The sequence below is a fragment of the Hymenobacter endophyticus genome (genome assembly GCF_032464715.1).
GTDB lineage: Bacteria > Bacteroidota > Bacteroidia > Cytophagales > Hymenobacteraceae > Hymenobacter > Hymenobacter endophyticus.
This window is the reverse complement of sequence record NZ_JAWDJT010000017.1, coordinates 86,291-93,135: the sequence shown is the minus strand read 5'-3', so window position 1 is coordinate 93,135 and position 6,845 is coordinate 86,291. Positions and strand designations below refer to the sequence as shown.

Here is a 6,845-nt window from a genome sequence, read left to right as displayed (position 1 = left end):
TTGGTCCGTTCGTCTAGGGGTTAGGACAGTAGATTTTCATTCTACCAACAGGGGTTCGATTCCCCTACGGACTACTCGAAGCCTTCTGCTCTTCAGCAGAAGGCTTTTTTCTTGCCCTGAAGGCTTGTTCAGGAGTTGGGTTGCGCATCGGGGCGACGGGCGCAACCGCTGGCAGGGGTTCTGCGTCTGCTACCCTACTATGTGTCATTCCTTCGCTTTGCCGGGGGGCCTGCTGGCTCTGGCCCTGCTGGGCTCCTGCCAAACGCCCAAACCTGCCACCTCCGTGCAAACTCCCTCCGTTCCGGGCCAGCCGCAGCCGGCTGAAATGCCGCTTATCTGGAAAAATGAGGCTTTTGCCCTCTATGCCGACCGGGTGGAGCAAGGCTCTTACGTCGCCCGGGCACTATCGCCTACGGAGCTGACCTCCAACTACCAGAGCCCGGCCAACGCCTACCAGGACCCGCGCATCACGTTCAAGTTCAGCCTCAACGGTCAGGACAACGAAATGGCACCCGGTCAGGACCACAGCCTGGTGGCCATTCCCCAGGCCGGCAGCACCGCGGCTGAAACGCCTCTGCTCACCTTCGGGCAGCAGTTCGTAGACCAAACGCCGGTGCCTGCCACTACATACCTGGCCCCGAATACGCCCCTGAAACTCCGGCTGGACATGCGGCCGGTGCTGGCGGCGTTTAAAAAACAGGGCTACTACACCACATATACCGGCAACAAGCTCTACGCCCAGGACTTCAAAGGCGTGTACGTGGCCGGCAACACGGCTCCGCTGAGCTGGGACTTTGCCAACCTCAACCACCAGCCGGGCGCGGAGCTGAAGGACCCCGATGGCAACGGCATCTACGAGGTAACGCTGGTGCTGAACCAGCCGGCGGCCGCCAAAACTACGGCCGGCCGCTGGCAGCAAACCCTGAATACGGCCGATTTTCCGCAGTACCGCTCCGACTACCCCCTCCCCGACGCCCTGTATAACCTGGCGCTGGAGGAAGCCCGCCGCGCCGTGGAGCCCGACAGCACCTTCCGCACCGGCCAGGAGTGGGCCGGCGTCTGGACGCGCGACATTAGCTACAGCATTATTCTGGCCCAGGCGACTTTGCAGCCGAAAGTGGCCATGAACAGCCTGCTGCGCAAAGTATCGAAGCAGGGCCGCATCATCCAGGATACCGGCACCGGCGGGGCCTACCCCTGCTCCACCGACCGGATGATCTGGGCCGTGGCTGCCTGGGAAATCTACCTGGTGACGGGTGATGAGTCCTGGCTGCGCAAGGTGTACCCGATCATCAAAAGCTCCATCGAAGACGACCAGCAGAATGCGTATGACCCGAACAGCAGGCTGTTGTGGAAAAATCCTTCCTACTTAAAGCCGGAGGATATCCCCTCCTTTTATCCGCCGGGCAACCTGACCTTTCTGGTACGCGGCGAGTCATCGTTTCTGGATTGGCGGGAGCAAACCTATCCGCGCTGGATGCAGCCGGCGGATATTTACCAGAGCGAAAACCTGGGCACCAATGCCGTGCATTACCAGGCCAACGTGGTGCTGGCTAAAATGGCCCAACACCTGGGGCAGCAGGAGGTAGCGCAAACCCATAGCGCAACTGCCGTGCATATTAAATCGGGCATCAACTACAATTTATGGACAGACTACGGCTACTACGGCCAGTACCGTTACGGCCGTAATTACCTGACAGTGTCGCCTAAAGCAGAAACGCTGGGCGAGGCTCTATGCGTGCTTTTTGGCGTGGCGGAAGAAGCGCGGGCCGAATCTGTGGTGCAGCATACACCCACCTTACCTTTCGGCACACCTTGCATCTATCCGCAGATTCCGGGTATCCCGCCTTATCACAATAACGCCGTGTGGCCGTTTGTGCAGAGCTTCTGGGCGCTGGCGGGGGCCGAGGTTGGCAACGAGGCGTCGGTGCTGGAAAGCATGGCGGCGGTGTATCGGCCGGCGGCTCTGTTCCTGACCAACAAGGAAAACTTCGTGGCCGAAAACGGCGACTTCGCCGGCACCCAGATCAACAGCAGCAACATGCTCTGGAGCCTCTCAGGCAGTTTGGCACTGGTGTACAAGGTGTTGTTCGGGATGCGCTTTGAGCCGGAGGGACTGGTACTGCGGCCGTTCGTGCCCCAGGCGCTGCAGGGTCGTCGGGAGCTGACTGGCTTCCGCTACCGGGGTGCGGTGCTGGATATTGAGCTGCAGGGCTTCGGCAACGACATCAGCACCATCACCCTCGACGGCCAGCCTCTGCCCGACGCCACGGTACCCGCTACGCTCACCGGCCGCCACACCGTGCGCATCACCCTGAAAAACCAAGCCTTATTCTCCGTGGGCCCCAACCACGTACCGAACCGGTTTGCCCCCGAAACGCCGGCCGTGCGCTACGCTGCCGGCCACCTTAGCTGGGCTCCGGTGGCCGGAGCCAGCGCCTACCAAGTGCTGCGCAACGGCCGGTTTGCGGCCCGCACCACCGAAACCAGCGTGGCCGTAACGCCCGCCACCTACGCCGAGTACCAGGTAGTAGCCGTGGATGGGCAGGGGCTGGAGTCGTTTGCCAGTGAGCCGCTGGCGGTGGCCGACCGCCCGGCCCAGTTGGTGCAGTTGGAAACCCGCGCCCCCAAATCGAGCAAGCCGTACAAAGGGTTCAGCGGCGCGGGCTTCGTGGAAATCAGCAAAACGGTGAACACCCGCCTGAGCATTCCCGTCACGGTGCCCGAAACCGGCCTCTACGCCCTGGATTTTCGCTACGCCAACGGCAATGGCCCCATCAACACCAACAACCGTTGCGCCATCCGGACACTCCGGCTGGGTGCGCGGCAGTTGGGTACTGTAGTGCTACCCCAGCGCGGGGTGGATGAGTGGTCGAACTGGGGCTTTTCTAATCCGCTGATGGTCCAGCTCACCAAAGGCACGCACCCACTTACGCTAACTATTGAGCCGGCGAATGAAAACATGCACGGGGAGGTAAACCAGGCAATGCTCGACTACCTGCGGGTTACGCGGGTGCAGTAGTGAGCATACAGGCCAGCCCGGCATACTGGGTAGACCCAAGCAGATTCGCGGTTTTATTGGGGTAGTAGGCCAGACGAGGTGGGGAGGATGATTTGGCCCACTCAATATGTGTCCGCCCCTTGTACCATACCCCCCTCCTTGCGCCTACCTTGCGGCCATGCATCCGCTTCGTACCTACATTCATCGATTTGTTTCCCTGACTGATGCCGAGTGGGCACCGCTGGCGGCCGGGCTGGTTCCGCGGCAGTTGCGGCGGAAGGAGGATTTTGTAACGCAGGGGCAGCTGGCTCCGGAGTTGGCTATGGTAGTTTCGGGCTCCTGCCGGTTGTTTTACACCCGGCCCGATGGGGAGGAGCGCACAACGTATTTCTTCTTCGACAACCACCTGATGGGCAGCTACCAGAGCTGCCTCACGGGCCAGCCCAGCCAGTTCAGTATTCAGGCCCTGGCCCCCACGGAGCTGCTCACGTTTCCGTACGCGTTGCTGCGCCAGCTGTTTGAGCAGTACCCGGTGTATGAGCGGTTTGGGCGGCAGCTGGCCGAGTACCTCTTGCTGGGAACCGATGCCCGCCTGGCAGAACTACTGCTGCTGAGCCCCGAGCAACGCTACCAGGCGCTGCTGCACAGCCACAAAACCAAGATTCTGGAGCGCATACCGCAGCAATATATTGCCTCCTACCTGGGCGTAACGCCGGTTTCGCTGAGCCGCATTCGGGCGCGGCTGCAGGCCGATGATGCAGCCGCGCGAAGCGGTACCTAAGCCGCTTAGCGCCGCTCCAACCAATGCAGGGCTGCAGCTTGATGCTTTACCAGTGCTGGCTCTGCTGTTGTCTGGCGCGCTTCGCCCACTCAGCGGGCAGACGCGAGTGCGCATCAATCCACTGGTTCAGAAAATCCCAAGCTCCCGGGGTTAGGCTTCCATTCCTTAACTTTTGTTAACGAGTCCGGAGCCGCAGGGGCCTGACCTTTGGGACGTTGTTGTACTTCACCCCGGAGCCCATGAAAACCGTCCTCAAACTCGAAGAGCTAGCCGAGCTGCTGGTAGCCACCCTGGTGTTTGCCCAGCTGCCCTACGCCTGGTGGTGGCTGCCCGCCCTGTTTCTCCTACCCGATTTGAGTATGCTGGGCTATCTGGCTGGCCCCCGGGTAGGCGCATTTTGCTACAACCTGCTGCACCATAAAGCACTGGCTTTGCTGGTGGGGCTGGCCGGCTGGCTGCTGGGGCAGCCGCTGCTGCTGTTGGCTGGTACGGTGCTACTATTTCACGCTGCCTTCGACCGCCTGCTGGGCTACGGATTGAAGCACAGCACCGGCTTTCAGCACACGCATCTGGGCCGCGTTGGCCGGCAGCCGGCAGGGGCCTAATACCGGCGGCATAGCTGGGCAGTACGGTTGTGCTTAACCACTTACGGGGCGCGCGTAGTAACAGAAACCGGGAAAGAAAATAATGGCCACCGTCGACTTCCTCCCGTAAGCTTAGGGGTTCACCAACCTGCTCTGGCTTATGTCGCGCACCATTATTGTCTCGAATCGTCTTCCCACTAAAATCCTGCGTACGGATAACAGCCTTACTTTTCAGCCCAGCGAAGGAGGGCTGGCGACGGGCCTGGGCTCTATTTACCAGGCCGATGGCAACGTGTGGGTAGGCTGGCCGGGACTGTTTGTGGAAGATGCGGCTGAGGAGGAGTACGTATGCGAGCAGCTGCGCCAGGATAGCATGGTGCCGGTATTCCTGACGGAAGCCGAAATTCGGGACTTTTACGAGGGTTTCAGCAACTCCACCCTGTGGCCTACTTTCCACTACTTCACCCAATACGCCACCTACGAGCAGGCCCACTGGGAGGCCTACGTGGCCGTAAATGAGAAATTTTGCCGGGCCGTCCTGGAGCTGGCCGGGCCCGAAGACACCATTTGGGTGCATGATTATCAGCTGCTGCTGCTGCCCGCCATGCTCCGCCAGGCCCGGCCTGAGGCGACCATCGGCTTTTTCCTGCACATCCCCTTCCCCAGTTACGAGCTGATTCGGGTACTGCCCTGGCGGAAGGAACTGCTGCAGGGTATGCTGGGAGCCGATTTGCTGGGGTTCCACACCTTTGGCTACATGCGCCATTTCCTCAGCGCCGTGTCGCAGCTGCTGGGCTTTTCCTCCCAGAATGGGCAGATAGAAACCGGCTCCCGTACCGTGCTGGTAGATGCCTTCCCCATGGGCATTGACTACGAGCGGTACGAGCAGGCGGCGGCTTCCGAGGCGGCCATCCGGCACGAGGCCACTTACCGCGAAGCCCTGCGGGAAGTGCGCGTCATCCTGTCCATCGACCGGCTCGATTACTCCAAGGGCATTGCCCAGCGCCTGCGGGCGTTTGAGCTCCTGATTCAGCGCTACCCCGAGTGGCGGGAGCAGGTAAGCCTGATTATGGTGGTAGTGCCTTCCCGCGACCAGGTAGCCCAGTATGCCAGCCTGAAGGAGGAAATTGACGAGCTGGTGGGCCGCATCAATGCCCAGTACCGCACCATCAGCTGGACGCCCATCCACTACTTCTACCGTTCCTTCCCCCTGGAGGAGCTGGCCTCGTTGTACCGCCTGGCCGAAGTAGCCCTGGTAACGCCCATGCGCGACGGCATGAACTTGGTAGCCAAGGAGTTTGTAGCCAGCAAAGCCAACCAAAAAGGCGTACTTATTCTGAGTGAGCGGGCCGGCGCCGCCCGCGAGCTGTCTGATGCCCTGATTATCAACCCCACCAATACGGGGGAGCTGGCCGAGGCTATGCACGATGCCCTGGTGATGCCCGAGGAAGACCAGATTCAGCGCATGGGGGCTATGCAGGCGTTGGTGCGCCAGTACAACGTGTTTGCCTGGACCAAGCTGTTTATGGACCGCCTGGCCTATAGCAAAATGAAGCAGCACACCCTGGACACCGAAACCATGAAGCCGGCCCTCACCGAGCATCTTCTGGCCGAATACAATGCGGCGGAAACCCGCCTGCTGCTGCTGGACTACGATGGTACCCTGGCACCTTTCAATGCCAACCCCCAGCGCGCCCGCCCCGACCAGGAGCTGCTGCTGCTACTGCGCGCCCTCACCGACGTGCCCCAAAACCGCGTAGTCATCATCAGTGGCCGCGACCGGGCTACGCTGCAGGAGTGGCTGGGCCATTTGCCCGTTGATTTCATTGCCGAGCACGGCGTATGGCTACGGGCTGCCGGCGAGGAGTGGCAGCTGTTCCAGACGCTTAGCAACGAGTGGAAGCGGGAAATCCGGCCGATTCTGGAGCTGTACGTGGCCCGGACTGCTGGCTCTTTCATTGAGGATAAGGAATACTCCCTGGTGTGGCACTACCGCCGGGCCGATACCGAGCTGGGCACCGTGCGGGCCCGTGACATGCTCAACCACCTCACCTTCATGACGTCGAACTCTGATTTGCAGGTAATGGAGGGGAACAAGGTGATTGAAATCAAAACGGCCGGCCTCAACAAGGGCACTGCGGCGGCCCGGTGGCTGGCTACCTACCAACCCGGCTTCACCCTGGCCATCGGCGACGACCGTACCGACGAGGACACTTTCCGGGCTATGCCCCCCGAAGCGTACACCATCAAAGTAGGCACGGTGGCCCGCTCCCTGGCCCGCTACCACGTAGCCTCCACCACCGAGGTTCGGCAGCTGTTGCGGAGCCTGCTCTAGGATAGACGGCACCTGACTCCTCTGACCTCATAGAAAAGCCCCTAATGCCGTGCTGGCATCAGGGGCTTTTCTATGGGGGTTGTTTGCAGGACAGTAGCGCGAACTTTGTAGTTCGCGTCCCCGCGCCGTCCGCACGCTTCAGGC

General features: G+C 61.1%; 4 protein-coding genes and 1 tRNA gene. All 5 read left to right on the top strand.

The genetic code is table 11. The annotated features are described in order from the left end of the window. Positions 1–2 precede the first annotated feature (2 nt). The 5 genes from ROI90_RS20010 to ROI90_RS19990 all read left to right on the top strand — a co-directional run bounded on the left by ROI90_RS20010 (position 3) and on the right by ROI90_RS19990 (position 6,701). A tRNA-Glu gene (locus ROI90_RS20010) sits at positions 3–74 on the top strand. Between the two features lie 125 nt (positions 75–199). Next, on the top strand, positions 200–3,022 hold the full coding sequence (locus ROI90_RS20005; protein WP_316000057.1) for an MGH1-like glycoside hydrolase domain-containing protein: 2,823 nt from the start codon (positions 200–202) through the stop codon (positions 3,020–3,022). Between the two features lie 157 nt (positions 3,023–3,179). After that, a complete protein-coding gene (locus ROI90_RS20000; RefSeq protein ID WP_316000056.1) occupies positions 3,180–3,782 on the top strand; it encodes a Crp/Fnr family transcriptional regulator in 603 nt (200 codons plus the stop codon). Positions 3,783–4,021: 239 nt separating this feature from the next. Beyond that, positions 4,022–4,387 (top strand): DUF4260 family protein, encoded by a 366-nt coding sequence (locus ROI90_RS19995; RefSeq protein ID WP_316000055.1) that lies wholly within the window; start codon positions 4,022–4,024, stop codon positions 4,385–4,387. A gap of 139 nt (positions 4,388–4,526) precedes the next feature. Then, a complete protein-coding gene (locus ROI90_RS19990) occupies positions 4,527–6,701 on the top strand; it encodes a bifunctional alpha,alpha-trehalose-phosphate synthase (UDP-forming)/trehalose-phosphatase (RefSeq protein WP_316000054.1) in 2,175 nt (724 codons plus the stop codon). Positions 6,702–6,845 lie beyond the last annotated feature (144 nt).